Source organism: Shewanella mytili, from assembly GCF_046765975.1.
GTDB classification, from domain to species: Bacteria; Pseudomonadota; Gammaproteobacteria; order Enterobacterales; family Shewanellaceae; genus Shewanella; species Shewanella mytili.
Genome location: NZ_JBKOUD010000006.1, coordinates 56946 through 82590, shown reverse-complemented (window position 1 = coordinate 82590; position 25645 = coordinate 56946). Strand labels below are relative to the sequence as shown.

Annotated in this window: 25 protein-coding genes; 7 read left to right on the top strand and 18 right to left on the bottom strand. The window is 52.9% G+C overall.

What is annotated here, in order from left to right; genetic code table 11:
- Positions 1–115 precede the first annotated feature (115 nt).
- Both ACIDEJ_RS07915 and ACIDEJ_RS07910 read left to right on the top strand, forming a co-directional pair.
- Complete coding sequence (locus ACIDEJ_RS07915) at positions 116–1069, top strand: LysR substrate-binding domain-containing protein (RefSeq protein WP_411987545.1); 954 nt, start codon at positions 116–118, stop codon at positions 1067–1069.
- Between the two features lie 124 nt (positions 1070–1193).
- Complete coding sequence (locus ACIDEJ_RS07910) at positions 1194–1583, top strand: glutaredoxin family protein (RefSeq protein WP_411987544.1); 390 nt, start codon at positions 1194–1196, stop codon at positions 1581–1583.
- Positions 1584–1693: 110 nt separating this feature from the next.
- On the opposite strand, the gene alr is transcribed toward ACIDEJ_RS07910, so the two are convergent.
- Together alr and dnaB are read right to left on the bottom strand one after the other, a co-directional pair.
- Positions 1694–2770: an alanine racemase gene (gene alr, locus ACIDEJ_RS07905; RefSeq protein ID WP_411987543.1), complete on the bottom strand. Its 1077-nt coding sequence runs from the start codon at positions 2768–2770 to the stop codon at positions 1694–1696.
- A 66-nt stretch (positions 2771–2836) separates the two neighbouring features.
- Positions 2837–4246 (bottom strand): replicative DNA helicase, encoded by a 1410-nt coding sequence (gene dnaB / locus ACIDEJ_RS07900; RefSeq protein WP_411987542.1) that lies wholly within the window; start codon positions 4244–4246, stop codon positions 2837–2839.
- A gap of 465 nt (positions 4247–4711) precedes the next feature.
- Between dnaB and ACIDEJ_RS07895 the strand changes: the two genes are divergently transcribed.
- Positions 4712–7711 carry a TonB-dependent receptor gene (locus tag ACIDEJ_RS07895; RefSeq protein WP_411987541.1) on the top strand — a complete coding sequence of 1000 codons (3000 nt, stop codon included), beginning with the start codon at positions 4712–4714 and terminating at the stop codon, positions 7709–7711.
- Between the two features lie 175 nt (positions 7712–7886).
- On the opposite strand, the gene ACIDEJ_RS07890 is transcribed toward ACIDEJ_RS07895, so the two are convergent.
- From ACIDEJ_RS07890 to rpsF, 5 genes are all read right to left on the bottom strand, one after another.
- A complete protein-coding gene (locus ACIDEJ_RS07890; protein ID WP_411987540.1) occupies positions 7887–10088 on the bottom strand; it encodes a S46 family peptidase in 2202 nt (733 codons plus the stop codon).
- Between the two features lie 299 nt (positions 10089–10387).
- Positions 10388–10840, bottom strand: a complete 453-nt coding sequence (gene rplI, locus ACIDEJ_RS07885; protein ID WP_411987539.1) for a 50S ribosomal protein L9 — start codon at positions 10838–10840, stop codon at positions 10388–10390.
- Between the two features lie 38 nt (positions 10841–10878).
- The gene (rpsR, locus tag ACIDEJ_RS07880; protein WP_025009344.1) at positions 10879–11106 is read right to left on the bottom strand and encodes a 30S ribosomal protein S18; all 228 of its coding nucleotides are present in this window, start codon (positions 11104–11106) and stop codon (positions 10879–10881) included.
- A 12-nt stretch (positions 11107–11118) separates the two neighbouring features.
- A complete protein-coding gene (gene priB, locus ACIDEJ_RS07875; protein WP_411987538.1) occupies positions 11119–11424 on the bottom strand; it encodes a primosomal replication protein N in 306 nt (101 codons plus the stop codon).
- An 8-nt stretch (positions 11425–11432) separates the two neighbouring features.
- Positions 11433–11849, bottom strand: coding sequence for a 30S ribosomal protein S6 (rpsF, locus tag ACIDEJ_RS07870; protein ID WP_411987537.1), 417 nt, complete (start codon positions 11847–11849; stop codon positions 11433–11435).
- Between the two features lie 202 nt (positions 11850–12051).
- On the opposite strand from rpsF, the gene ACIDEJ_RS07865 reads away from it, so the two are divergent.
- Positions 12052–12795, top strand: coding sequence for a DUF481 domain-containing protein (locus ACIDEJ_RS07865; protein WP_411987536.1), 744 nt, complete (start codon positions 12052–12054; stop codon positions 12793–12795).
- Positions 12796–12867: 72 nt separating this feature from the next.
- Here the strand turns inward: ACIDEJ_RS07865 and rlmB are convergent, their stop codons facing one another.
- The 8 genes from rlmB to zapE all read right to left on the bottom strand — a co-directional run bounded on the left by rlmB (position 12868) and on the right by zapE (position 20556).
- Complete coding sequence (gene rlmB, locus ACIDEJ_RS07860; RefSeq protein WP_411987535.1) at positions 12868–13611, bottom strand: 23S rRNA (guanosine(2251)-2'-O)-methyltransferase RlmB; 744 nt, start codon at positions 13609–13611, stop codon at positions 12868–12870.
- A gap of 3 nt (positions 13612–13614) precedes the next feature.
- Positions 13615–16005, bottom strand: a complete 2391-nt coding sequence (rnr, locus tag ACIDEJ_RS07855; RefSeq protein ID WP_411987534.1) for a ribonuclease R — start codon at positions 16003–16005, stop codon at positions 13615–13617.
- 31 nt (positions 16006–16036) lie between these two features.
- Positions 16037–16651 (bottom strand): tetratricopeptide repeat protein, encoded by a 615-nt coding sequence (locus ACIDEJ_RS07850; protein ID WP_411987533.1) that lies wholly within the window; start codon positions 16649–16651, stop codon positions 16037–16039.
- Between the two features lie 119 nt (positions 16652–16770).
- The gene (locus tag ACIDEJ_RS07845) at positions 16771–18069 is read right to left on the bottom strand and encodes an adenylosuccinate synthase (protein WP_411987532.1); all 1299 of its coding nucleotides are present in this window, start codon (positions 18067–18069) and stop codon (positions 16771–16773) included.
- A 65-nt stretch (positions 18070–18134) separates the two neighbouring features.
- A complete protein-coding gene (locus tag ACIDEJ_RS07840; protein WP_411987531.1) occupies positions 18135–18323 on the bottom strand; it encodes a DUF2065 family protein in 189 nt (62 codons plus the stop codon).
- 91 nt (positions 18324–18414) lie between these two features.
- Positions 18415–18807: a 30S ribosomal protein S9 gene (gene rpsI / locus ACIDEJ_RS07835; protein WP_411987530.1), complete on the bottom strand. Its 393-nt coding sequence runs from the start codon at positions 18805–18807 to the stop codon at positions 18415–18417.
- 14 nt (positions 18808–18821) lie between these two features.
- The gene (gene rplM, locus ACIDEJ_RS07830; protein WP_411987529.1) at positions 18822–19250 is read right to left on the bottom strand and encodes a 50S ribosomal protein L13; all 429 of its coding nucleotides are present in this window, start codon (positions 19248–19250) and stop codon (positions 18822–18824) included.
- A gap of 211 nt (positions 19251–19461) precedes the next feature.
- Positions 19462–20556 (bottom strand): cell division protein ZapE, encoded by a 1095-nt coding sequence (zapE, locus tag ACIDEJ_RS07825; protein WP_411987528.1) that lies wholly within the window; start codon positions 20554–20556, stop codon positions 19462–19464.
- Between the two features lie 310 nt (positions 20557–20866).
- Here zapE and ACIDEJ_RS07820 point away from each other — a divergent pair, with 310 nt between their 5' ends.
- Both ACIDEJ_RS07820 and degS read left to right on the top strand, forming a co-directional pair.
- Positions 20867–22222 (top strand): DegQ family serine endoprotease, encoded by a 1356-nt coding sequence (locus tag ACIDEJ_RS07820; RefSeq protein WP_411987527.1) that lies wholly within the window; start codon positions 20867–20869, stop codon positions 22220–22222.
- 164 nt (positions 22223–22386) lie between these two features.
- A complete protein-coding gene (gene degS / locus ACIDEJ_RS07815; RefSeq protein WP_411987526.1) occupies positions 22387–23460 on the top strand; it encodes an outer membrane-stress sensor serine endopeptidase DegS in 1074 nt (357 codons plus the stop codon).
- A 172-nt stretch (positions 23461–23632) separates the two neighbouring features.
- Here the strand turns inward: degS and rraB are convergent, their stop codons facing one another.
- Positions 23633–24043 carry a ribonuclease E inhibitor RraB gene (rraB, locus tag ACIDEJ_RS07810; RefSeq protein ID WP_411987525.1) on the bottom strand — a complete coding sequence of 137 codons (411 nt, stop codon included), beginning with the start codon at positions 24041–24043 and terminating at the stop codon, positions 23633–23635.
- 33 nt (positions 24044–24076) lie between these two features.
- Positions 24077–24820: a 1-acylglycerol-3-phosphate O-acyltransferase gene (locus tag ACIDEJ_RS07805; protein ID WP_411987524.1), complete on the bottom strand. Its 744-nt coding sequence runs from the start codon at positions 24818–24820 to the stop codon at positions 24077–24079.
- 291 nt (positions 24821–25111) lie between these two features.
- Between ACIDEJ_RS07805 and ACIDEJ_RS07800 the strand changes: the two genes are divergently transcribed.
- Complete coding sequence (locus tag ACIDEJ_RS07800; RefSeq protein WP_411987523.1) at positions 25112–25237, top strand: hypothetical protein; 126 nt, start codon at positions 25112–25114, stop codon at positions 25235–25237.
- Positions 25238–25246: 9 nt separating this feature from the next.
- Here ACIDEJ_RS07800 and ACIDEJ_RS07795 read toward each other — a convergent pair whose 3' ends face one another.
- A complete protein-coding gene (locus tag ACIDEJ_RS07795; RefSeq protein ID WP_411987522.1) occupies positions 25247–25576 on the bottom strand; it encodes a hypothetical protein in 330 nt (109 codons plus the stop codon).
- Positions 25577–25645: the final 69 nt, after the last annotated feature.

Here is a 25645-nt window from a genome sequence, read left to right as displayed (position 1 = left end):
GTTACAAGATTGGATAAACCTCAGGGGAATTAAGCTACTGCGATTTCAAAAATAATTAAAATTAATATTTATTTTGTCTATCATAAGGAATTATTTATAGATAAGGAGTCGCTCTGTGCAAAATTCATACATGCGCATCACCCTGCGGCAATTATTGGTGTTTCGCACCGTCTGCGAGCAACGCTCTTACAGTCGTGCCGCAGAGTTGCTGGCACTGACCCAACCGGCAGTGAGTTTGCAAGTCCGGCAGCTGGAAGAACTGCTGGAAGAACGGCTGCTTGATTATATCGGCAAAAAACTTTATCTCACGGAAGCGGCTGAATACCTGCTCACCACCGCCAATGACGTGTTCCAGCGCCTTGACGTGCTGGACATGCAGCTCTCGGAGCTGCGGGGCACCCTGAAAGGCACCTTGCGCATTGCGGCGGAATCCAGCGCCAAATACCTGTTGCCCCACCTGCTGGCAGCCTTTCAGCAGCGCCATCCGGATATTCACCCGGTACTCAATGTCTTCAACCGGGCCCAGTTAATCCGCAGGCTCAATGAAAACCGCGACGATTTGGTGATCATGACCGATGTGCCCGATGACATGGCACTGGATTTCATGCCGTTTCTCAACAATCCCATTGTGGCGGTGGCACCGGCCGGACACCCGCTCAGCCAATTGCCGGCGCCCGTACCGTTGAAAAACCTGCAGCAATATACCCTGGTGCGCCGCGAGCACGGCTCGGGCACCCGCCGCGCCTGTGAAACCTTTTTCAGCCAGAAACACATCAGCTTCAGCAATGTGGTGGAATTCAACTCCCATGAAGCCCAGCGTGAGGGGGTCAGTGCCGGGTTGGGCATTGCCTTTTTGCCCCGTTACTGCATTTACCGGGAATTGCGGGACGGCTCCTTGCAGGAGCTGCCCATCAAGGAGCTGCCCATTGTGCGCAGCTGGTGCCTGGTGCATCCCCGGGGGCGGCAGTTGTCGCCGGTGGCTCAGGCTTTTGAGAATTTCATTTTGCAGGAGCGGCAGGTGATTAACGCCATTGCCGCTAAATTTGAGGGAACCCTGAGCAGCACTTAGCCCCCGACAATGCCATGCCAGCCAACGGGGGCAGCTTATGGCTCGCCCCTTGGCGCCTTGCCTGATAAACTCGCTACTTTCATCATCACTAATTCACTTGTTACGGTTACAGGCAGGAGCTGCTATGCGCCCAATTATCCGAATGTTTTTCTTTGTGTTACGTCGACTGCTGATGCCATTCATGTGGCTGTATGCAGCCTTATCCAAACCCAAGCCCATCAGCCGCGAAACCGCCGCCCAGGCGCTAGTGGATGACGCTTGCCGGCAACTGACCCTGTATCAGTTCAACACCTGCCCGTTTTGCATCAAGGTGAAAAAAGAGGTTCACCGGCTGGCGCTGCCCATCACCATGGCCAATATTCAAAAAGATGCCGAAGCCCGGGACAAGCTCGTCCGCCATGGCGGTAAAAGCCAGGTGCCCTGCTTGCACATTGTCCATGAAGGTGGCGAGGAGCAGTGGCTTTATGAATCGGGGGACATTACCCGTTACCTGCAGCAACGCTTTGCCGCCTGAGCGGCTGTTGCCTTGTGTAAAAAATCGCGCGTCAGTTTTTTGCACACACCAATAAAACGGGGGCTGCCATTGGCAGCCCCCGTTTTATTGAAAATGCCCCAACATCCAGGTCACTCCAGACACACCGCCACTCGCGGGGTCAATTTGGTGACCAGTTCATAAGCAAACGTGCCGATTTTTTCCGCCACTTCCTCCACCGGTAACTCCGGCCCCCACAGGATCACGCTATCGCCCACCCGGTCGCTGGCATCCGCGCCCAAATCCACGGTGAGCATATCCATGGAGACACGGCCGACCACCGGCACCCGCCGTCCGTTAATCATCACCGGAGTGCCCGGCAAAGCATTGCGGGGATAGCCATCACCATAACCAATGGCAATCACCCCCAAGCGGGTATCGGTTGTGGCTTGCCAATGGCCGCCATAACCCACCGTATTACCGGCTTGGTGATCCCGCACTGCAATCAGTTGTGACACCAGTCGCATGGCCGGGATGAGTCCGTGCCGCGAGCCACGATCCCCATCAAGCGGCGACACGCCATAAAGCGCAATGCCGGGGCGGATCCAGTCAGCCTGGCTTTCGGGCCAAAACAGAGTGCCGGCAGAAGCGGCAATGGTGCGTTCACCGGGCAACTGAGCGGTGAGCCGGTTGAAAATGGCCAGTTGCTGGCGGGTGTATTCATTGTCCAGCTCATCGGCACAGGCAAAATGGGTGATAAAATTAATGGGTTTGGCCACCTGCGGACATGCCATGAGCCGCGTGTAAACATCATGAAACTGCGCTGGGGAAAACCCTAAGCGGTGCATGCCGGTATCCAATTTCATCCAGACGGTCACCGGCTCGGCCAGTTGGGCCTGCTCCAGCATCTGCAACTGGGATTCATGATGTACGGCGGTATCGATATGATGGGTAACCAGTTGGAGCAAATCTTCACGGCGGAAGAAACCTTCCAGCAACAGTAATTTGCCGTGAATGCCGCCGCGCCGCATCTCCAGCGCCTCTTCAAGCCGCGCCAGGCCAAAACCGTCGGCATCGCACACACTGTTGGCCACATTCAGCAAACCATGGCCATAGCCATTGGCTTTGACAACGGCAAGCACTTTGCTGTGGGGTGCCACTTCTTGAAGGCGTTTCAGGTTGTGTTTGAGCGCCCGACTGCTGATCTCAGCTCTGGGAAAAGGTTTCACTTCATACCTTCATTAACGTGTTGATAAGGCGCGATGAGCATCGCGCCGATAATGACCGGGCCTGGGTTAGTCATCGTCAAATTGCGGCCCGGCATAGTTGTCAAAGCGGGAAAATTGCCCCTGGAATGTCAGCCGCACTTTACCGATGGGGCCGTTACGCTGCTTACCGATGATGATCTCCGCCACCCCTTTGTCCTGCGAATCTTCATGATAAACCTCATCACGATAGATGAACATGATAAGGTCGGCATCCTGCTCAATGGAGCCGGATTCACGAAGATCCGAGTTCACCGGGCGTTTGTCTGAGCGCTGCTCCAATGAACGGTTGAGCTGGGACAGGGCGATCACCGGGATTTCCAGCTCTTTGGCCAGTGCTTTCAGGGAGCGGGAGATCTCGGCGATTTCCAGTGTACGGTTATCCGCCAGCGCCGGTACCTGCATCAGCTGCAGGTAATCGACCATGATCATCGACAATCCGCCGTGTTCCCGTGCCACCCGCCGTGCCCGGCTGCGCACTTCCGTAGGGGTCAGTCCGGAGCTGTCATCAATGAACATCTTGCCATTTTCCAGCATCAGCCCCATGGTGGAAGAGACTCGCGCCCAATCATCATCATCCAGTTTGCCGGTACGGATACGGGTCTGATCCACCCGCCCAAGAGAGGCCAGCATACGCATCATGATCTGCTCGGAGGGCATTTCCAGGCTGAAAATCAGCACGGGTTTCTCTTCATTGAGGGCGGCATATTCGCACAGGTTCATGGCGAAAGTGGTTTTCCCCATGGAGGGACGGGCCGCCACAATGATTAAATCCCCCGCCTGGAAACCGGCGGTTTTTTCATCCAGATCGGAAAAGCCGGAGGATACCCCGGTCACCCCATTGTGCGGGTTGTTGTAAAGCAGCTCGATTTTATCGACGGTTTTTTCCAGAATGGTTTTGATCCCTTCCGGCCCTTCATTGGCGTTGGCCCGCTGCTCGGCGATTTTGAACACTTTGGTTTCGGCCAAATCCAGCAGCGCCCCGGAGTCGCGCCCTTCCGGGTTGTAGCCCGCATCGGCGATTTCATGGGCCACACGGATCATCTCGCGCACCACGGCGCGCTCCCGCACAATTTCGGCGTAGGAGATGATGTTACCGGCACTGGGCGTGTTTTTGGCAATCTCCCCCAGATAGGCAAAATCCCCGGCATCCTGCAGCTCATTGGTTAATTCCAGCTGTTCGGAAACCGTAATCAAGTCCAGCGGCTGACCGTGATCCACCAGTGTTTGCATGGCGCTGAAAATCAGCTTGTGGGCCCGGGAGTAAAAGTCCTCTTTGACCAGCACTTCGGCCACCTTGTCCCAGGCTTCCGCTTCCAGCATCAACCCACCGAGCACGGACTGCTCGGCTTCAATGGAGTGAGGCGGCAGTTTCAGCGCATCAACCTGTGCACTCTTACGTTTATCCCCTTTGGCTTTAAACGCGCTTTGCTGTGGCATAAATCCGGAAGTCTCCAATCGAGGTATGGCTTACACACTAAAAATCACTGTCATTCCCGCCGCTGCCCACGGGCATGGCTGCCTGAAAACACAAGCGGTAGGCGCCTGGCGCAACATCACGGTGGGCATCAAGGTGGCAACATCTTGCATGCCTTGCCCATGCAGGCATCCGCATCAAGATAATGGCGCTTATTGTAACGTCTATCGCCATCCATCAAAAGCAGAGTATTGCGCCATCGGCCACAGTGGTCAGCCGGCCGAATTGCCCCGTCCAGCCCGCCCCAAAATGGACACAAAATAGACAGATTTTAACAAAACCTACAATTTGATGGAAAATACATAATTTATAAACAATATATTTACATTTATTTTAAATAATTGTATCAATTGTTAGTCATCTAACGACTGACAACTGCGTGTGAACGCATTTTGCCAAATACAAAAATAATACGAGGAAGGATTCCAATGGATTTGAAAAAGACGCTGATTGCCGCGTCAGTGGCAGCAACCCTGGGGCTGGGAATGTCCGGCCAGGCGATGGCGGACAATACCACCTCCACCATCAACGGGGTGCTGAGCGTTGTAGGCGCATCAGCAAATGAATACAGCGCAACGGCATACAATCCCAAAACCGGCCTGACAAGAACCGTGGATGTAGGGCCCCAGGGCAATTTCCGCTTTGCCAAATTGCCTTTTGGCGTTTACGAGGTCACGATTTTCAAGGGCGATACGGTCGTTGCCAAAGACAGTGTTGCCGTTTCCCTTGGGGTGAACGCCAATGCGCAGTTTGATATCCAGGCCGCACAAAATATTGAAGTGCTCTCCGTTGTGGGTGCCCGTATCAATCCGGTGGATCTCACCACGGCGGACTCCGGCCTGACCATTAACAAAGACAGCATTGACATGATGCCTGTTGCCCGTGATTTCACCTCCATTGCCCTGCTGGCGCCGGGGACCGTCTCCGGCGATGGAAAATTTGGCAGCGGCGCCTCATTTGGCGGTTCATCCGTAGCTGAAAACTCCTGTTACATCAATGGACTGGAGGTTACCAACACCAGCCGCGGATTAGGTTGCAGCAGTGTACCCTTTGAGTTTTACAAAGAATTCCAGGTAAAAACCGGCGGATATTCCGCCAAATTCGGCCGCACCACCGGCGGGGTGATGAACGCCGTGACCAAAAGCGGCAGCAACGACTGGGAATTTGGCGCCTCGGCGCATTGGCGCCCTGCGGCACTGGCCGCTGAAGGACAATACTCCCGGGGGAATGGCGGCATCGGCACCATTTTCCGTGATACGCGCAATGATGAATACGATTTAAAGGATTACACGGTTTCTGCCAGCGGCCCGCTTATTCAGGACACCCTGTTCATATACGCGCTGGTTAACCCGCGGGATTTGCAGGATAACTATACCGATTACAGTGGCAAGGCGGCATACAGTCCAGTCAACAGTTACGTTAAAAACAGCGCCACCGGCTCGGACAACCTGTTTTGGGGCGCCAAGCTGGACTGGAATATTACCGACAACCACGCACTGAGCCTGTTTGCCTATTCCGATCGCAGCGATACCACCTCCGAATCGTTCGAGTACAAACCCGAATCACAACAGATTGGCAAATCCATTGGCACCACCACCTTAAAAAGGGGCGGCGAAGCCAAAAGCATTACCTATAACGGCACCATTACCGAAGATCTGTCCATCACCGCCATGTATGGTGAGATCAAAGCCAATTACACCAATATTCCGGGCAATCTTGATTGCCCCACAGTGGCAGATTCACGCACCGACATACTGGAATCTGACATCATCAGCAGCTGCGGTCCCGGCGGAGCCTATGGCGACAATGTCGATACCAACAAACAAACCCGTGTCGATATTGAATACTACTTGGGCGACCACCTGTTAAAAGCCGGCTACGACAAGCAAAAACGCGACACCATGCACACCTCAGCGCCCATTACCGGCCATAGCTGGACTTACTCTACCCTGAAAGACAATGGTGCCATTCAGGGCAATGGCGGCCCTATCTACATGAATAACTCCGGGGCGCCAATGGATATTGTGCAAGACCGCATATTTGACGGTGGCGGGGCCTTTTCATCGGATTTGACTGCCTATTATCTGGAAGATAACTGGCAAGTCACGGATTCATTGATGCTGCAACTGGGGCTGCGCAAAGACAAGTTTGAAAATGCTGGCGTGACCGGCTTGGTGTTTTCCTCATTTGATACGGATATAGCCCCCCGCTTGGGCTTCACCTGGGATGTGATGGGTGATGGCGCCTCCAAACTCTTTGGTACCTACGGCCGCTATTATCTGCCGGTACCCAACAATACCAATTACCGCTCGGCTTCAGGGGTGAGCGACACCACCACCTATTACACCTTCACCGGCCATGATGAAACCGGGGCGCCCACAGGACTGACCCCCATCAATGGCGGTAACTCCACCGTGGTTAACAGCATTCCGAACCCCACCATCCAGGAAGCCTATCAGAGCGAGGAAGCCGAACCCTTCGCCAAAGATGAATACATTCTGGGTTATCAGCAACAACTGACCGAGAGCACTACCGCCTCCATCAAGGGGATTTACCGTGAAGTGGCCAGCGCGCTGGATGATTATTGCGGTGATTTGGCATCACAATCCACCTGCACCATCCTTAACCCTGGCAAATCCGCCACCTGGCAATTGGACAACGATGGGGATTCCATTCCCGATGCCGGCAGCCGCCGTACCTACAGCGCGGCAGAAATCGGCTTGCCCAAAGCGGAAAACACCTACAAGGCCATTGAAACCCAGCTGCAGTATAACCATGACGATCTGCACCTGACCTTTACCTATACCTGGAGTAAAAGTGAAGGCAACTTTGAAGGCGCGGTGAAATCGGATATCGGGCAGGCAGATCCCGGCGTGACCCAGGACTTTGACTTCCCGGCCCTGATGGATGGGGCTTACGGTTATCAGGCCAATGATCGGCGCCATGTGTTCAAACTGTTCGGCACTTATGATGTCACCGATGATTTAAGCCTGGGCTTCAATAGCGTACTGTCCAGCGGCCGGCCACTTAGCGCTTTCGGCCAAGGGTATCCGTCAAACGATCCCCATCTTTATGGCAGCTATGGTGACACCTTCTACCTGTATACCGGGCAGTGTCCTGACAGCAATGGCAGTGGCGATTGCCAGCAAGAGGAGAAGATTTACGATTATGTCAGCCGGGGAACCGTTGGCCGCACGCCGTGGAACTTCAGGGTGGACTTGTCTGCCAACTATCAATTCACCCTTAATGCCGTGGACATGATGGCTTCGGTCAAGGTGTACAACGTGCTGGATGTTCAGGAGATCACCTCCAAGAACGAACACTATGAAGGCTACCGGGCAGAAGGAACACAAAACCAGTACTATGGCGCGGCCTATGACTGGCAAACGCCGCGGTATGTGGAATTTTCCATTTCGGCCCGCTTCTAGGCAGAATCAAGGGGCTGACAACCTCGGTATCCCGGTGGTGGTGCCAGCCCCGAAATACTGTTGAGAACCGCTTTTAAAACGGTAACACACTCATAAAAACACCCGCTATAGCGGGTGTTTTTTTACGATATTCATATGGATAACTGATTGCCATGGTGAGGGCCATCAGTTCCCATCAGTTGCGTACCAACGTCAGCTCATCCAGCAGGTTGTCGGCATGATCCACTTTGTCCATCATCCACAGGATGTAGCGAATATCCACATGTACCGCACGGGTGATGGTGGGGTTGAAATACCAGTCCTTGGTAATGGCTTCATAAGTGGAGTCAAAGTTCAGTCCCACCAGTTCCCCTTTGCCGTTGAATACCGGTGAGCCGGAATTACCGCCGGTCGTATCCACACTGGAGAGGAAGTTCACTGGCACCGAGTCGAATTGGGCCGGTTTGTCCAGACAGGAAAACAGGCGGCACAGCCAGTTGCGGGGATCAGGATACAATTGCTGCACTTTATGGGTGCCCATATCGCCTTTCTCAATGGCGGCCAGCAATTTTTGCGGGGCATTGAAAGGGACCACACCGGTATGTTTGGCAACAATCCCTTCAAGACGCGTAAAGGGCTGTTTATACAAGGCATCCTGCGACTGATAACCATCTACCATGCCATAGCTGATCCTCAAGGTGCTGTTGGCATCAGGGTATACCGGCTTACCCAAGGACTTGTTGTAGGCAATAATCGCTTTCATGTAAGCGGGGCGGGCGATGGACAGCTCCCCGGCCAGTGCCTTATCGGCTTTTTCCTGCGCCATGTTGGTGGCATAAAGCGCCACGGCCATCTGGATGAAAGGATCGCTGCTGGCCTCAAAATCAGCGGCGCTGGCCTGCATCCACGCCAGCCGTTTTTGTTGCGAGGTCAGCTCGCTCTTGGCGTACATCGCTGTCAGCTTGTCTGCCAGCGAGATGCCAGCGTCTGTTGTCAGCCATTGGTCCATCACCCCAACCCGGTTATCCTGGGCCAGGTAAGCATCCACATCCATCTGCCACAAAGTGTTGTCCACGGCCACATCAAAACTGGTATCAATACGTTTAAGGCGGGCGGCAAACATTTTCATGTCACGCTGCTGATAACCGGCCTCACGCTCCGCATCGGGCTTTTCATTTTCTTTGGCCAACCGATACAGCTGCTTGGCCACGCTCAGCAACGTGCTGGACTGGGCATTGTCAAAATAATAGCTTTGCTGATGGCGCTGCTGCCGCTCAGCCAGCAAGGTTTCCAGTTGAGCAAGCTGTTGTGTCAGCGCATCAGCCTCCGGCTGCCGGGCAAGCCAGTCACGAAAAGCGTTTTCTTCCGTTTGTTTGATGGCGGCAATGTCCGTGGCCCGAAAACCATCCAGCAAACCATTGAGCTTTTTCATGCGGTTGGCCATGCTGGCCAAAGTGCCCGCGTACTTGATGGCCACATCCTTGTTGGCATCACCCATGCGCTCGATGGTATCGATACGGGCTTGATAGCGCGCCGCCTGGGTGGGATACAACCAATCACTGGCAAACCGAAGTTCCGAGGTCAGCCGGTAGCGGCTGGTGGAACCGGGATATCCCGCCAGAAAAACCCCGTCGCCGGCTTTCACGCCATCGGCATTAATCTTGAGATAGCTTTTGGGCTGATAAGGCACGTTATCGTCAGCATAAGCCGCCGGATTACCGTCTTTGCCCACATAAGCCCGCAGGAAAGTGAAATCGCCGCTGTGGCGGGGATACTCGTAGTTATCAATATCGCCGCCGTAACTGCCCACACTTTTGGGCGGCGCATAAACCAAGCGCACATCGCGGATAATCAGCTGCTTGATCAGGTAATATTCCAGCCCGCTATGGAAACTGCGCACTGAGCAGCGGTAGTTGTCATCGGCTTCACAGGCCTTGATCAACGCCTTGCGATTGGCCTGAATGGCTTCATAGCGAGCCAGCGGCTCAACGGGCAAGTCAACGGTTACCTGCTGGCTCACATCCGTGACCGCTTCGGTCACATAAAGCCGTTCATTGGGGCCTGCAGAGGGTTCCTGGGCAGGGCTTTTGGCCAAAAAGCCCTCTGCCAGGTAGTTATGCTCCGGAGTGCTGTTGTACTGGATCCCCCGGTAGGCGCAGTGATGATTGGTGACCACCAACCCCTTGGGTGATACAAAACTGGCAGTGCAATAGCCCAGGCTAACCACGGCATTCATGGGATATTGTGTCAGATCTGCCAATTGCTCTGCCGGGATGGCAATCCCGCGCTCACTGAGCTTATCGGCGATTGAAGGCATCTGGTAAGGTTGCCACTGTCCTTCATCGGCAACCACGAGGCCGGAGGTCAGCGCCAAGGCTGCAGCCAATACTTTGCGCATGTTCATTCCTTATTGCTTATGAGTATCCATGGGGATATGACCAGCAGGTTGTTGTAGGGCAAGTGCCTGCTTTTATTGAACCGGGGGTTATACCACATTTTGCCCGTTTATTGGAGGGCAAGAAAAAAGCGCAGCCACAGGGGGGATACACCTAAGAGGATGGGAAACCTCATGACACCCTGCTTGGTGAAAAGGTGGGGGAGTTTCGGCAATCACCTATCTTTGGCAAATTACCGCCCATTATCATCGGCCATAAAAAAACACCGCACAAAGGCGGTGTTTTTTTAGCAACTTAAAGCTTAAGCTTCGCCAACGATAGTCACGTTAACAATGGCTTTCACTTCAGAGTGCAGCTGAACTTCAACTTCGAAGTCGCCAGTAGTGCGCAGGGCACCCAGTGGCAGACGAACTTCAGCTTTGGCCAGTTCAACACCAGCGGCAGTCACGGCATCAGCGATGTCACGAGTACCAACAGAACCGAACAGTTTACCTTCATCACCGGCTTTAGAAGCGATAACCACAGCTTCCAGTGCAGCAATTTTTTCAGCGCGAGCAGTGGCAGTGGCCAGCTCAGCAGCAACTTTGGCTTCCAGTTCAGCGCGGCGTGCTTCGAAAACTTTTACGTTTTCGGCGTTAGCAACAACAGCCTTGCCCTGAGGCAGCAGGTAGTTGCGAGCATAACCGGCTTTTACAGAAACCTGGTCACCCAGATTGCCCAGGTTGGCAATTTTATCAAGCAGAATAACGTTCATTATCAATTCCTCTCAATTGGATTTGGATCTATGCCGGCTTACTGATGCAGATCAGTGTAAGGCAGCAGAGACAGATAACGAGCGCGCTTGATAGCACGAGCCAACTGGCGCTGATATTTAGCGCTAGTACCAGTAATACGGCTGGGAACAATCTTACCGCTTTCAGTGATGTAGTTTTTCAGCGTAGCGATATCTTTGTAATCGATCTCCGTAACACCTTCAGCAGTGAAACGGCAGAATTTGCGACGACGGAAATAACGTGCCATTTTGACAGTCTCCTAAATTTTCAATTCGACATTTTCGGCGTGTAACACCAGTCGGCTTTGGCCATTGCGACTCTGTTGTAGCGTCAAAAAGCCTTCGATCTGGACATCCACACCCGCTTTCAGCTTATCTGCAACGCTTTCAAAGCGTTCTCCACTCAATACCACCTGTAGCTGGCAATAAACGTTTCGAGGCAACTGGGCTTCAAAACGTTGCGATTTATGCTCCAGCTGAATGACCGTGTGCTTTATGCCTGCCGGACTTTGCAAGTGCCGACACCGTAAAATTCGCCCGGACAATGCCAGATGGTTAGTGGTCACAGAAAAACTTACTCGGCGCTCTCTTCAGCGTTTTCTTTAGTGGTTTCAGCAGACTCGCTTTCTACAGCACGTTCGCTGGTAGCGGCGCGACGTGAGTCACGTTCGTCTTTGGCTTTGGCCATTGGAGAAGCTTCAGTGATGGCAGCTTTAGTGCGCATAACCAGGCTACGCAGAACAGCGTCGTTGAAACGGAAAGCAGTTTCCAGTTCTTCAATAGACTCTGCAGTGGTTTCCACGTTCAGCAGAACGTAGTGGGCTTTGTGCAGGTCCTGAATAGGATATGCCAGTTGGCGACGACCCCAGTCTTCCAGGCGATGGATTTTGCCGCCTACAGCAGTGATGGCACCGCTATAACGCTCAATCATGCCAGGAACCTGTTCACTCTGATCAGGGTGAACCAAAAATACGATTTCGTAATGACGCATTTAGTGCTCCTTACGGTTATTTAGCCTCGTTGTGGCTCAGTCAGACCCCTGTAAGGCAAGGAACGAAAGTAAAGTAACTGATTTAGGCGCGAGATAGTACATAAATGGGGCGGCAAACTCAAGCAATAACTTTGCCTGCACGGCGTCTGCAGTTATCATGGGGCGCCTGATTGCAGCCGTAACAGCATAAAGACCGAAGACCATGACCAGATTTTTTGTATTGGCAGTAGCCAGTGTATTGTCATCCCCGGCCTGGGCGCTGGTGCCACCGGATTATCGGGAGCCACCCAGCGACTTTACCGCCGAGGTAGAAGCGGGATTTCAGCTCAATACTGGGAACACGGACTCCACCAGTTTCAACGGTCGTACCAAGATGGTGTACGATACCCACAAAGCCACTCAGGAAGGCACGTTCAAAGCGTATTACGCGGCGGACGCCAAAAACACCACCGCAGAAAAATATGATCTGCAGTTACAGTCCAACTACAAACTGACCCAAGGCTACATTTTTGGGCGGGGAGAGTTTGTCTGGGACAAGTTCGGCAGTTATACCGATATCTATACCATTTCCAGCGGTTATGGTTTTGATGCCATCAGTAATGGCCGCACCAAACTCAGTTTGGAAATCGGCCCCGGTTATCGGTACAACCTGCCGTTTGCCACCGAGGAAGAGCCGGATCCGGCATCAGAAACCGATGTCATCCTGCGCACCGCAGCGCGCTTTGAACAAAAAATTCACGAGTACACCACCTTTAACGCGGACTTGACTGCAGAAGTGGGTGAAAACAACAACACGGTCACCCTGGATATGGGTTATAAAAACACCCTGTTCCAGGATTGGGCGTTCAAGGTGGGGTTTTACGTCAAATATACTGAAATCGTGCCGGAAGGCAGCCATCAAACCGATACCATTACCACCTTCAACCTGCTGTACACCTTCCAGTAATCTTGCCGGGTCAAACACGATGAAAAAAGGGATGACATTGTCATCCCTTTTCGCTCACTGATGGTGCATCACCTATTGGTCACGGCGCTGGCGCACCACTTCAAACAAACAGATGCCGGTTGCCACCGAGACATTAAGGCTGGAAACACTGCCTGCCATGGGAATGGAAATCAGCGTGTCACAGGTTTCCCGGGTCAAACGGCGCAGCCCCTTGCCTTCTGCACCCATGGCAATTGCCAGCGGGCCGGTCAACTTGGCCTGATAAAGCGTGCTGTCCGCCTCCCCTGCCGTACCGGCAATCCAAATGCCCGCATCCTGCAGTTGTTTCATGGTGCGCGCCAGGTTGGTCACCTGGAACAAAGGCACGGTTTCTGCCGCACCACAGGCCACTTTACTCACGGTAGCGGTCAAGCCTACGGAATTGTCTTTGGGTACAATCACCCCGTGCACACCGGCAGCATCCGCATTACGCAGGCAAGCTCCCAGATTATGGGGATCGGTGACCCCATCAAGAATAAGCAAAAACGGCATGGGCTGAACATCTAGCAATGCCGCCAGATCGTTTTCCGTCAGCACTTTGGCAGGACGCACCCGCACCACCACCCCCTGATGCTGGGTACTTTCCGCTTTGTCATCCAGCGTCTTGCGGGCCGCCAGCTGGGGTTTAACGCCAGCGGCATCGGCCAGGGCCAATAGCGGACGCAGCCGCTCGTCCTGACGGCCACTGAGCAACCACATCTCCAGTACCCGCTCCGGGGCCTTGTTCAACAGTGAGGTAACGGCATGGATACCAAACACCAGTTCCGGTTTTTTCATGATCTATTTCTTTCTCTTTGGCCGTTTTACAGCCTTTTGCTTATTGTTTTCAGATGGGGTTTTAGGTTGTTTATCCGCAGTTTTTACCGCCTTTTTAGCGCGTTTTTCTTTGTGGCCACCGCTGCGCCGCCCTTTATTGGCCGCCAGTTTGGCACCTTCCTTATTCACCCGTTCCCGGGCGGTCAACCCGCGTTTGCGGCTGCGCCCACGGGAGCCCATGTCATCGGCCATGAGCAATTCAATCTGGCGATCATCCAGATTCACCGCGGCGACTTTCACCGTAACAGGATCGCCAATCTGGTAGCTTTTACCGGTATGCTCGCCCAACAGGCGCTGACGCATGGGATCATACTGGTAGTAATCACTGCCCAAGGTGGAGATATGCACCAAGCCGTCAATGAACAGATTATTCAGGCGCACAAACAGGCCAAAGCTGGTCACTGATGCCACCACTGCATCAAAGACATCGCCCACATGATCCTGCATGAATTCGCATTTCAGCCAGTCAGACACATCACGGGTGGCCTCATCGGCACGGCGTTCGGTATTGGAGCATTCCTCACCCAGTAAATCCAGCTCTTCAGGCTGATAATGATAACCGCCATCAGCAGTCCATTTATCCTGCACCTCCCCTTGTTGCTGGGCGAGCAAAAAGCGGATGACCCGGTGCAAAATCAAGTCGGGATAGCGCCGGATGGGGGATGTGAAATGCGCATATTCCCCCAACGCCAGCCCAAAGTGGCCGTCGTTGTCCGGGGTGTAGATGGCCTGACGCATGGAGCGCAGCAACATCACCTGAATGAGCTGTGCATCCGGTCGCTCACGCACCTGTTCCATCAGCGTCTGATAATCCGCCGGTTGCGGATCCAGGCCGCCATTCAGTTTCAAGCCGCGCTCTGCCAGAAACTCTTTGAACTGAGTGAGTTTTTGTTCTGACGGTGCCTCATGCACCCGATACAAGATATGCCCTTTGTGTTTTTTCACAAACTTGGCAGCGGCCACGTTAGCCATGATCATGCATTCTTCAATGATCTTGTGGGCCTCGTTGCGTAGCCTAGGCACAATGCGTTCGATTTTGCGCTGCTCGTTGAAAACAAACTGGGTTTCTTCCGTTTCAAAACCGATGGCGCCCCGCGCTTCGCGCTGCTGTTCCAGCGTGCGATACAGCGCCTGCAACACTTGCAAGTGTGGATAGACTGCCTGGTAGGCCTCTGGCACTTCGCCGGTTTCCAGCATGCCGGCCACTTGGGTATAGGTCAGGCGGGCATGAGAGTGCATCACGGCAGGATAAAACTTGTAGCCGGACAGGCGACCGGAGGCGGCAATGGTCATCTCTGCCACCATGCAGAGTCTGTCCACGCCGGGGTTCAGTGAACACAGGCCATTGGACAGTTTTTCCGGCAGCATGGGGATCACTTGGGAGGGGAAATACACCGAGTTGCCACGGGCCCGAGCTTCCACGTCCAGCGCCGAGCCGGTGCGCACATAGTAGCTCACATCCGCAATGGCAACCCACAGGCGCCAGCCACCACTGCGTTTGCGTTCGGCATATACCGCATCGTCAAAATCCCGGGCATCCTCGCCGTCAATGGTCACCAGCGGCAATTGGCGCAAGTCCACCCGCCCCTGCTTGTCTCCCTCTTGTACCTCATCGGGAATTTTCCGCAGTTTTTTCTCAATGGCCACTGACCAGCTGTGGGGCAGATCATAATTGCGCAGCGCAATTTCAATCTCCATGCCGGGCGCCATGTCCTTGCCCAGCACTTCGGTCACCTTGCCGGCCGCTTTCACGTAACGTCCAGGTCTGCGAGTGAGTTCCACCACCACCACGTCCCCTTGGCGGGCACCATTGCGGTCCGCATTATCAATCAGGATTTCCTGGGGAACACGCTTGTCATCGGCAATCACAAAGCCCATGCCGCAATCGATATGAAAACGCCCGACTAACGGCGCGCTTCGCTCTTCAAGCAGCCGCACAATCCGCGCCTCGCTACGGCCTCGCCCACCCACTTTTTGGGCCAGCACCCTGTCGCCATGGAAGAATCTGAGCATGTCGCCATGATGAATGTACAGATCGTCCCCGCCTTCTTCCGGATGAAAAAAGCCATAGCCATCTTTGTGGCCGATAATCGTGCCGGCAATCAAGTCCATGCGCTCAGGCAAACCGTAACAATGGCCGCGGGTAAACACCAGTTGCCCGTCACGCTCCATGGCCCGCAAACGGCGCCGCAGCGCTTCCAGCTGCTCTTCATCGTGGATATTCAGGGCATTGGCAATGTGTTCGCGATTTAGGGGGGAGGTCTGGCGTTTTAGGTAATCCAGAATGAATTCCCGGCTGGGAATGGGGTTGTCGTATTTCTGTTGTTCTCGCTCAAAATGAGGATCTTTAATCATTCAAATTCCATCTATTGGGTTAACCATGGCGTTATCTGTGCACCACGGCTTTTTGGGCTTGTTCCAATTGGCTGGCGGGTAATTTCAGCGCCAATTTAGCCAATAATTCACGTGCCCGTTTTTGGGTTTTGGCGTCATTAAACGTTTGGTTGTACAACCAATGGTAAGCCATCATGTAGTCCCTTGGGCTACCATAACCTTCACCGAATAATTGCACCAACATCATTTGTGCAGGCAAATCGCCATTGGCCGCGGCGGAATAGAGATACTGCACCGCCCGCTGTTTATCCTGCATCAGAAACTGGCCTTCTGAATAATATTGAGCCAGTCTGACCATGGCTTCGGCACTGCCCTGATTGGCGGCGGCGCGCAGCTGCTGCATGCCGCTGGCAGGGTCTGCCTTGACACACACGCCATGATTGAGCATTTCGCCCCACAAGTATTGATACATGGGTTCTTTAAGCACATCGGCGTGGGCTTCAATGTCTTGTACTATCTGGCAATTATCCGCTTTTATCCGTTGCAGGTAAGTATGGTTACGGATCATCTGTAACAATTGTGCTTGGGAATAAACATCCACTGCGCGAGTTTGTGCCACCACGGCGTGACTCATCAATAGTAATAGCACCAAGGTCAATCGCAACATACATCCATTCCAAAGCTAAGGGGCAGATAACTGGATCATCGACAGTATAATGCAATTCTGAAGGGATATTTGAAAGAGAGCCCCCTATAAAAAAGGCCGCTTACGCGGCCCTTTAACAGTTACTCGTTGAACGGATTAACTAAAATCATCGTTTCATTACGATCCGGACCGGTGGAGATGATATCCACAGGTGTTTCCAGCAGCGCCTCAATACGTTTAATGTAATTGATGGCAGCTTGTGGTAACTGTTCCAGTGACGTTGCACCAAATGTGTTTTCGCTCCAGCCTGGCAGGGTTTCATAAACCGGTTTTACCTGTTCATAACCTTCTGCAGCCAGTGGGGTTACCTTGCTCACGCTACCATCGGGCAATTCGTAACCCACACAAATCTTAACTTCTTTCAGACCATCCAGCACATCCAGCTTGGTCAGGCACAAACCGCTGAGGCTGTTGATTTGGATGGCGCGGCGCATGGCCACTGCATCCAACCAGCCTGGACGACGTCGGCGACCGGTGGTTGCCCCGAACTCATGCCCCTTGGTAGATAAATGATCACCAATTTCACAGTTCAGTTCGGTAGGGAATGGACCACCGCCAACACGGGTAGAGTATGCCTTGATAATCCCCAGGACATAATCAATATAACGGGGACCCAAACCACTGCCAGTAGCAACACCGCCTGCGGTGGTGTTGGAGGAAGTGACAAACGGATAAGTGCCGTGGTCAATGTCCAGCATGGTGCCCTGGGCGCCTTCAAACAGGATGGGTTCACCGTTCTTGCGGGCAGTATCCAGCAATTCGGTCACATCCACACACATGCTCTTCAGGTAATCAGCCAGCGCCAATGCATCTTCCAGGGTTTTTTCATAATCCACTGGCTCACATTTGTAGTATTCAGTGAGGGTGAAATTATGGTACTCCATAACATCTTTCAGTTTGGAGGCGAACTGCTCTGGATTGAACAAATCCCCCAACCGTAAACCACGGCGGGAAATTTTATCTTCATATGCGGGGCCAATGCCTCTGCCGGTAGTCCCAATAGCCTTGTTGCCACGGGCTTTTTCACGCGCGGCATCCAAAGCGCAATGGAATGGCAGGATCAGCGGACAGGCTTCAGACAACAGCAGTCGTTCCTCAACGGGAACACCCTTGTCTTTCAGCATGTTGATTTCGGTCATCAACGCATCCGGCGCCAAAACAACACCATTGGCAATAACGCATTTCACGTTATCGCGAAGAATACCGGATGGAATCAAATGAAGGACGGTTTTTTCACCATCGATAACCAGTGTATGGCCAGCGTTATGACCACCCTGATACCGAACCACGTATTTTGCCTGTTCTGTAAGAAGGTCGACAATCTTACCTTTTCCCTCGTCACCCCATTGGGTACCGAGAACGACTACGTTTTTGCCCATTGTTTGCTGCAAGGTTGCGGTTAAAACAGGATTCTAACAGATTTTGAGCTGAAATGGCCAAGTGTTTATGAAAAAATAATCAGCACCATGGCGCCAAGCAGCACCAGTGCGGCACCGATTCGTTGCAGTGTGGCCGCAGGCATGGACGCGATTTGTTGTAAATATTGCCGCCAACGGTTGGGAAACAACAAAGGCCCCAACCCTTCCAGTAACAGCACCATTCCTAGCGCCGTCAATCCCACATGCCAGCTCATCGATTTACGCCTCCAATTTTTGTTTACAGCCGTCATTGTGGCATAAAAAAACCCGGCATAGCCGGGTTTTTGACAAACACATGAAGCGATATTAACGCTTGGAGAACTGTGGTTTACGACGTGCTTTACGCAGACCCACTTTCTTACGTTCAACCTGACGGGCATCGCGGGTAACGAAGCCTGCAGCACGCAAGGTAGGACGCAGAGTTTCGTCCAGTTCCATCAGTGCACGGGTAATACCGTGACGGATAGCGCCAGCCTGACCGGTAATGCCACCGCCTTTAACGGTTACATACAGGTCCAGTTTATCAGTCATCTCAACCAGTTCGAGTGGTTGGCAAACTACCATGCGAGCAGTTTCACGACCAAAATAAACATCCAGAGGACGCTTGTTAACAACGATATTACCACTGCCTGCTTTGGCAAATACGCGGGCAGTTGAAGTTTTGCGACGGCCAGTGCCGTAGTACTGAGTTGCAGCCATTTGCTTAATCCCGTTTAGATATCAAGAACTTGAGGTTGTTGTGCAGCGTGGTTATGCTCTGCGCCAGCGTAAACTTTCAGTTTACGGAACATGGCACGACCCAGAGGGCCTTTTGGCAGCATACCTTTAACAGCTTTCTCGATGATCATTTCTGGCTTGTGAGCTTGCAGCTTTTCAAAGCTGATCTGCTTGATGCCGCCGGGGAAGCCTGAATGGGAATAGTATGTTTTGCCCAAAGCTTTGTTACCGGTAACGGTCACTTTGTCAGCATTGATCACGATGATGTAATCACCGGTGTCAACGTGAGGAGTATATTCAGGCTTGTGCTTACCACGGAGGCGCATAGCGATTTCAGTGGCAATACGGCCCAAAGTCTTACCTTCGGCATCAACAACATACCAGTCGCGAGCTACAGTTTCTGGCTTGGCAGTAAAAGTCTTCATTATTACAAAAACCCAAAGTTAAATTCTGTCACATGTTACTGCGGATGCGAGTAACACTATATGCCGTTCCATACCCCTTCGAGCATGTAGTGAGCTTTAAATCCGCCCAACAAAAGGACGGAGTAACGTGGGCAGGCGCAAGATTATAGACAAGGCTGGACTAAAAATCACCTACTTTTTAGTGCCAACCGCGTATTTTTCCATTAAAAACTTATGGTAGATGGGGCAGCGCCAAATACTCTTTGGACTGCATTTCCACTAACCGGGAGCGGCAACGGCGAAATTCGAATGTCAGCTGCCCTTGGGTGTAAATCTGTGATAACGGTACGGCCGCCGACACGATAAGTTTAACGTGCCGCTCGTAAAACTCGTCCACCAGCGCCAGAAAACGCCTGGCAATATCATCACCGGTTTGCTGGGCTCCCATCTGCTCGACACCGCGCACCAGAACGGTATGAAACTGATGGGCCAGCGCCATATAATCCCGCTGGCTCCTGGGACCGTCGCACAATGCCCGGAAATCCACCAGCAGCACACTTTTGCTGCGTTGCGCCACGGCAATCTGCCGCCCATCAACCGCTACCGGCTCGGCAGAAATCTCGGCCCCTTCGGTCAATTGGGCAAAATAGGACTGCAGATTGCTTTCCGCTTTGTCATCCAGCGGAAAATGGTAAATCTCCGCCTGCTCCAGGGTACGCAGGCGGTAATCAATGCCGGAGTCCACATTCAGCACCTGACAATGGGCTTTAATCTGTGCAATCGCCGGCATGAAGCGCGCCCGCTGCAAACCGTTTTTGTAAAGATCATCCGGAATGATGTTTGAGGTTGCCACCAGCACCACCCCCTTATCAAACAGTGCGGTAAACAGTGTGCCCAGCAGCATGGCATCGGTAATGTCCGACACGAAAAACTCGTCAAAACAGATAACCCGGTACTGTTTTGCCATGCGCGAGGCGATGACCAACAACGGATCCCTGATGCCTTTCAGGCCGGTGAGCTCCTGATGCAACCGGGCCATGAAATGATGAAAATGAGCGCGGAGCTTGCGATCGTCCGGGAGCGCCTCGAAGAAAATATCCATCAGGTAGGTTTTGCCGCGCCCCACGCCGCCCCATAAATACAAGCCTTGTACCGGCTGCGGTTTGCCCCGGCCAAGCAAGCGGCGCCAGCCGCCCTTGGCAGGTTTTTGCAATGAGTCATACACGCGTTGCAAGGCGCTTACAGCACGCTCCTGGGCAGCATCGTAACTGAAGTCTTCACGTTCCAGATCCTGCTGATAATGTTCCCACGGGGTTAATTGTGACACTTGAAATCTTCTCGTTATGCCCTATGTAAAATACACAGCTATCAAAATGGGCTGAATGTTAACACGTTGTCGTGAACCCGGTATAGCCACATGCCGGGCACTAAATTACAACATATTGTTTTAAATTGGTTTATTAAATTAGTTTTCAATTAAGCATGGTGACAAGAATTAATCTTTGTTAATGACCAGAACTTTTCAAAACCTTGGTCAGTCGGATTAAGTACCCATCGCTGATAGCGTAGAAAACACATTCGCCGCCTAATGGCAGAGCAAAACATCTGAATGATTCCGGATGAGGAGCAATACATAGATGAAGACCAAATTATCACTGATTTCCGCCGCCCTGTTGGGGGCGAGCCTGATGTTGACCCCGGCCATTTCCCAGGCATCCATTCCCCAAGCGGTTGACGGACAGAACATTCCCAGCCTGGCGCCCATGCTGCAAAGAGCCACGCCCGCGGTGGTATCGGTAGCCGTATCAGGCACTCATGTGTCACGCCAGCGCGTACCGGACATTTTCCGTTACTTTTTCGGACCCAACGCCCCACAGGAGCAAGTGCAGGAAAGACCTTTCAGGGGCCTTGGCTCCGGGGTGATTATTGATGCGGACAAAGGCTATATCGTCACCAACAACCATGTGATTGACGGCGCTGACGAGATTAAAGTGGGCCTGCACGATGGCCGGGAAGTCACCGCCAAACTGCTGGGGAGCGACAAGGAATCTGACGTGGCCCTGTTGCAGATTAAGGCCGATAACCTGACCGCCATCAAAGCGGCTGACTCCGATGCCCTGCGGGTAGGGGATTTTGCCGTGGCCATTGGCAACCCCTTTGGCCTGGGACAAACCGTTACCTCCGGGATTGTCAGCGCCTTGGGCCGCAGTGGCTTGGGGATTGAAATGCTGGAAAACTTCATTCAGACCGATGCTGCCATTAACAGCGGCAACTCCGGCGGCGCCTTGGTTAACCTCAAAGGGGAACTCATTGGCATTAACACCGCGATTGTTGGCCCAAGCGGCGGCAATGTGGGCATAGGCTTTGCCATTCCGGCCAACATGGTACACAACCTGGTGAACCAGATTATCGAGCACGGTGAAGTGCGTCGTGGCGTGCTTGGCGTCATGGGCCGGGATCTGGATGGCAAGCTGGCCGAAGGCTTCGGACTGGATTCTCAACACGGCGGTTTTGTCAATGAGGTGATTGCCGACAGCCCGGCAGCCAAAGCCGGACTCAAAGCCGGCGATGTCATCATCAGCCTCAATGACCGTCCGGTAAAAAGCTTCCAGGAGCTGCGGGCCAAAATTGGCACCATGGGCGCCGGGACTGAAGTCAAATTGGGGATCATCCGTGACGGCGATAAAAAGGCCATCAAGGTGACGTTGGGTGATGCCGGTGAAATGAAAGAGGCATCAGCCGGAGATGTACACCCCATGCTGGCAGGGGCCACACTGGAAAACAGTGATAACGGCGTAAAAATCACTGCCATCATGCAAGGCTCCCCAGCGGCCATGAGCGGATTGCAAAAAGATGACCTGATTGTGGGCGTCAACCGCTCACGCATTGACAGCCTTAAAGCGCTCAAAGCGGCACTGAAAGACCGGGAAGGCGGCGTTGCATTGAAAATCCGCCGGGGTAACAGCCTGTTGTATTTGGTGTTAAGAGGTTAAGCGTTATTTCAGCAGGCGGCGCCGTATTCTGCGGCCCGCCTTTGCTTTTTGCCTTATCCACGAAGGGCTGCAGCCATCCTCGGCAGCAATGACGTAATCCCCCATAAAACGTGTTAGTCTAAGCCAGAATTTTCCTGTTATTGCAGCACGGACTGTTAATTATCATGCTCAAATCCTCGCTGATTTATCTCGCTAAAGCCGTCTCTTTCGGGTTGGTGATGGCAGCCGTGTTTATCCTGTTTACCCGCCTGACCAATACCCCCAATGGCACCTCTTTGTCATTTTCGCAAAATCCCCGCGAGCTATCGTTCGCCTCGGCGGTGCGCAAAGCCGCACCTGCGGTGGTCAATATTTACAGCCTCAGCATCAACCAGGCCCAGCCCCTTAACTCCAGCAAATTGCAGGGGTTGGGTTCCGGCGTCATCATGAGTAAAGAAGGCTATATCATTACCAATTACCATGTGATTAACAAAGCCGATGAGATTGTGGCCGCATTACAGGATGGGCGCAAATTCAGTGCGGATGTGGTGGGGCTCGACCCGGAAACCGACTTGGCCGTGCTCAAGGTTGAAGGAGACAACCTGCCGGTGGTGCCGGTCAACCTGAAACATTCACCGCGGGTGGGCGATGTGGTACTGGCCATTGGCAACCCCTACAACCTGGGGCAAACCATTACCCAGGGGATTATCAGTGCCACTGGGCGCAGCGGGCTTAGCAGCCATTATCTGGACTTTTTGCAAACGGATGCGGCCATTAATGCCGGCAACTCTGGCGGTGCCTTAATCGATACCACCGGCAGCCTTATCGGCATCAACACGGCGGCGTACCAGTTGACCAATGACGATAAAGCGGGCCACGGGATTAATTTCGCCATTCCCATTGAGCTGGCCTATAAAGTGATGGGCAAACTTGTCAAAGATGGCCGGGTCATTCGCGGAGCGCTGGGCATTTCCGGCGAACCGGTTAACCAGGTGATTGCACAAATTCTTAACCTGCCGGATCTTAAAGGCATTTTCATTACCAGCCTGGACGCAGGCGGCCCGGCATCACGCGCCGGATTACGACCAAGGGATGTGATTGTCAAATATCAACATGAGGATGTCACTGGTGTTGAAATGCTGATGGACCGGATTGCAGAAACCCTGCCAGGCACCCAGGTGGAAGTAGAGATTATCCGCGATGGCAAAACCCTGGTGCTGCCGGTGATTATGGGAGAAAAACCGGTGCACTACAATTAAGGCCCCCGTGAACGCGCCTTGGCACAAAACCCGGCGCGTGCATTGTTTGGCAATTCAGCCAGCCGCGAATAAAAACGCAGCGAAAATACAAAAAACACCGGGATAACCCGGTGTTTTTTCAATGACACATGCTCGCCGGCTAAGGCTTACCAGCACCTAGCGCCCGCAAGGATTAATGATGCCAGTCATCAGAGGCATCTTCAGCGTCGTCATCAGCCATTTCGTCATCGTCACCCATAAAATAGGTGCCCCAGCCGTCATAATCTATCTGGTGCTTACCCGCCAACTGCAACAGTTGTTCACAGGCTTTATCCAGCAGCGCCACCTCCAGCGGATGGTAGGCGATGGCGTCAAAACAAAACAGCACACTGCCATCTTCCAGCTCGACCTCTTCAGCATCATTCACTTCAAAGCCCAGCTTAAAGGCATCCACGGCCGCTTTTTCCAACCGGTCAAAATCCGTTGAGGAAAAATGGTGCTCAATGGTGTACTCCCCATCAGCATCCGAACCATCATTCAGCAACGACTCGACAATATCGCGGTTTTCCTGCATCTGAGCCTGCAGTTGTTGTTGAACACTCATGTAGTCATCTCCCATCAGCGTTTGTAACGCCGTTTATTGTGCCTGGTGTTGAGACTGTGCCGCCATCATCTGCGCAGCCTCAGCATTTAATTGGGCCAGTTTATCCGCCATCCGTTGATGTACCTCGGCGGCAAACTCGCGAATTTGTCCCGGTGCCACATTGTCGGTGGCAATGGGCTCTAGCAATTCAATGATAACCACCCCATTGTTACGCCGGTTCAAACGAATGTGATTTTGGCATGATGCCACAATGGGCACCACGGGCACGCCGGTGGTCACCGCCGTATGAAAAGCCCCCATTTTAAATGGCAGCAACCCGCGGCCACGACTGCGTGTTCCTTCCGGGAAAACCCACAATGACAGTTTGTGCTGTTTGATTTTCCGGGCGGCTTTATTAAGGGTGGCAATGGCCCGGGTACGATTGGTGCGATCAATGAGCAAATTGCCTGACAACCAGTAAATAATGCCGAATAGCGGGATCCACAGCAGGCTTTTTTTGCCCAGGGACACCGTCCCCCGGGGCACGACCTTGGACAAGGTGAACAGATCAAAATTATTCTGGTGATTGGCGAGGAAAATAGACGGCTGGCAACGATTGCGCTCCAGATGGCGAATAATCACTTTCAGCCCCAATAACGGGGAAACCGCCGCAAAACAGCGGGCCAGCACGTGCACGTTGTCCCTGTGCATCGGGCGCAGCAGGCATAATACAATGCTAAAACAAAACAGTAATATCAGCAGCAATGCCAGCAGCAAACTTCTTAACACTAACAGCACGATAGGGCTCCTCACAGGAAGGGGCGCCAGTATACCATCTTGAGGTCAACTCACAACGCGGCCAAATAACATAAATGGCCTAAAAACAGGATGACAAAAAGCCCTCAAAATCCTTGATGAAACACCACCCAAAACTTGCAGCAGCAAGACTTGGCATCCCGCAAGACACCCGCCACGCACCAAGGGCTGATTAAACAGGGCAAAAAGCCCTTCAGTGGAGATTAAGTTGCGATTAAGCTATGACTAATAAACTCTGCAAGATGCACAGTAAATCTGTATTGGGGGATTGATATGCTTGCTTTTATTCGCAACAACCTGGGGCTTATCCTGTTCGCCATCCTGTTTTTCGGGATTGTATTTGGCGGGATCTATTATGTTGAACACTCACTGGAGTCTCAGGTACAGGTCATCAACTAATCGCTTTCCCTAGCGATATTTTTGGCGCTGTTGGCTATCGTCGGGCACCGGCGGTTTTTCCGTCACTTTGAGCTGATCCATCAAGTGCGACATCAACAGCGCAATCAATGCCAAAATCCCGAGGGGAATGCCAAAGTGACGACTGGCAGGCCACCACCACACCACGACCACCGCCAACAACATCAGGTAAAAGCTCACCATTTTGAGTTGCAGCAACCAAGGCGTGCGTCCCAGCCATACCTGACAATGGGGGCACTGGATCTGCGCGGCAAACCCCTTGCCCCGCTGATGTTCAATCATGTCTACTTTTATGGCCTTGCCGCAGTGGGGACAAATCATTGGCCGTTCTCCGTTGCTACAAACGTTAAAAACCGCCGCATTCTAGCAGAAATCCGCCCACACAGGGGA